General features: G+C 73.3%; 2 protein-coding genes. Both read left to right on the forward strand.

The genetic code is table 11. The features are described from left to right. Nucleotides 1-166: 166 nt before the first annotated feature. Entirely contained in the window at nucleotides 167-1507 is a 1341-nt protein-coding gene (gene ccrA / locus ACZ4W9_RS22290) for a crotonyl-CoA carboxylase/reductase (protein ID WP_467938426.1), read from the forward strand. A 38-nt stretch (nucleotides 1508-1545) separates the two neighbouring features. Beyond that, the gene (locus ACZ4W9_RS22295; protein ID WP_467938428.1) at nucleotides 1546-2757 is read left to right on the forward strand and encodes a cytochrome P450; all 1212 of its coding nucleotides are present in this window, start codon (nucleotides 1546-1548) and stop codon (nucleotides 2755-2757) included. The last annotated feature ends 103 nt before the right edge of the window (nucleotides 2758-2860 follow it).

The raw sequence follows: 2860 nt of genomic DNA on the forward strand, positions 1-2860 counted from the left end.
TCCGGTCTCCCGGCCGCCGAACTGCGTTGGCGCCCGGGCTTGGGGGTGCGGGGGCGGACCGACCTGCCCGGGAAGCCCAACCAGTACCCCCCCCCCCCCGGTGGCGGCCCGCCCGGGCCGCCACCCGGCACGACCGAACGCCATCTATACACACGGGAGTTGAGTGGTGACAGCCGACCTGGTGGCCGCGATCGAGTCGCCGGACGCCGAGACCCGCGACTTCGCCGCCCTGCCGGTACCGGAGTCCTACCGGGCCGCCGTGCTGTTCAAGGACGAGCAGCACATGTTCGACGGCATTCCGGTCGCCGACCGGGAACCCGCCAAGGCCCTGCACATCAGCGACGTACCCACCCCCGAGCCCGGCCCCGGCGAGGCACTGATCGCCGTCATGGCCAGCTCCGTCAACTACAACACGGTGTGGAGCGCGCTGTTCTCGCCCGTGCCGACCTTCGCGTTCCTCGAACGCTACGCCCGCACCGGCGGCCCCGCCGCCCGGCACGACCAGCCCTACCACGTGATCGGCTCCGACCTGTCCGGCGTGGTCCTGCGCACCGGACCCGGAGTGCGCCGCTGGCACCCCGGCGACCGCGTGGTGGCCCACTGCCTGTCCGTCGAACTGGAGGACGCGGCCGGCCACGACGACACCATGCTCGACCCCGAGCAGCGGATCTGGGGCTTCGAGACCAACTACGGCGGACTGGCCCAGCTCGCGCTGGTGAAGGCCAACCAGCTCATGCCCAAGGCCGCCCACCTGACCTGGGAGGAGGCCGCCGCGCCCGGCCTGGTCAACTCCACCGCCTACCGCCAGCTCGTCTCCCGCAACGGCGCCGGCATGAAGGTCGGCGACACCGTGCTGATCTGGGGCGCCGGCGGCGGACTCGGCTCCTACGCCACCCAGTACGCGCTGGCGGGGGGCGCGCTGCCGATCTGCGTGGTCTCCAGCCCGCAGAAGGCGGAGATCTGCCGCGCCATGGGCGTCGAGGCGATCATCGACCGGAACGCGGAGGACTACCGCTTCTGGCGCGACGAGGACACCCAGGACCCCCGCGAGTGGAAGCGGCTGGGCAGCCGGATCCGCGAGCTGACCGGCGGCGAGGACGTGGACATCGTCTTCGAGCACCCGGGCCGCGAGACCTTCGGCGCCTCCGTCTACGTCGCCCGGCGCGGCGGCACCATCGTGACCTGCGCCTCCACCTCCGGCTACCGGCACGAGTTCGACAACCGCTACCTCTGGATGCACCTGAAGCGGATCATCGGCTCGCACTTCGCCAACTACCGCGAGGCGTGGGAGGCCAACCGGCTCGTCGTCAAGGGCCGCATCCACCCCACGCTGTCGCGCACCTACCCGCTCGACGGCGTCGGCCAGGCCGTCGGCGACGTCCACCGCAACCTCCACCACGGCAAGGTCGGAGTGCTCTGCCTCGCCCCGCGCGAGGGCCTGGGCGTCACCGACCCCGCGCTGCGCGAGCGGCACGAGCCGGCCATCAACCGTTTCCGCACCGCCTGACCCCCACCCGCAGGCCCCCACAGATTGGCACTCCGCACGTGACCGACGACACGGTCGACAACGCCCCCCTCGCCTACCCCTTCGAGCGGCCCACCGCGCTGGAACCGGCCCCCGAGTACCGGCGGCTGCGCGAGACCTGCCCGGTCTTTGGCATCCGCATGCCCAGCGGGGACCGGGCCCTGATGGTCACCGACTACGAATCGGTGCGCACGGTGCTGTCCGACACCCGGTTCAGCCGGGCCGCCACCGCCCGCCCCGGCGCCCCCCGCATCGGCACCGAACCGCAGAACGCCAAGAACCTGCTCACCATGGACCCGCCGGAGCACACCCGGGTGCGCCGGCTGGTCTCCCGGGAGTTCACCGCCCGCCGGGTGGCGGCGCTGCGCCCGCGCATCCAGGCCCGCACCGACGAACTGCTGGACGCCATGGAGCGCACCGGCTCCCCGGCCGATCTCGTCCCCGCGCTCGCCTTCCCGCTGCCGGTGACCGTCATCTGCGAACTCCTCGGGGTCCCGCTGGACGAACGCGAGCAGATCGCCGAGTGGTCCGGCACCGTCCTGTCCACCGTCTCCCTGCCCGTCGAGCGGATCGTCGCCGCCCACAACGGCCTCGCCGGCTACCTCGGCGGGCTCATCGCCGCCAAGCGGCGCCACCCCGGCGACGACCTGCTGTCCGCCCTGGTGTCGATCCACGAGGCCGACGCCGAACGGCTCGACGAGGAGGAACTGCTGCACCTGGCGATCACCCTCCTCATCGCCGGACACGAGACCACCACCAACCAGATCGGCAACAGCGTCCTCGCGCTGCTGACCCACCCCGACCAGCTGGCGGCCGTCCGCCAGGACCCCGCCGCCGTCCCGGCCGCCGTCGAGGAACTGCTGCGGTTCGTCCCGCCGGGCGACGAGGCGACCCTGCGCATCGCCACCGAGGACGTGAAACTGGGCGACACCCCGGTGCCCGCGGGCACCGCCGTCCTCGCCTCCCTGGCCTCGGCCAACCGCGACGCCGCCCAGTACACCGACGCCGACACCCTCGACGTCGCCCGCGTCCCCGGCGCCCAGCACCTGACCTTCGGCTACGGCATCCACTACTGCCTCGGCGCCGGACTGGCCCGGCTGGAGCTGGAGATCGCCCTCGGCAGCCTGCTGCGCAGGTTCCCCACGCTCCGCCTGGACATCCCGGCCGACCAGGTGCCCCGGTCCGCCGGCCGGCTGATCCACGGCGTGACCTCCCTGCCCGTCGCCTGGTAGCACCGGCCCGGCGGGGGGGGGGGGGGGGGGGGGGGGGGGGGGGGGGGGGGGGGGGGGGGGACCAGAGGCGCGCGACAAAGGTAGTGACATAGGAATTGAGTGC

The sequence above is a fragment of the Streptomyces sp. NPDC029296 genome, from assembly GCF_055569255.1.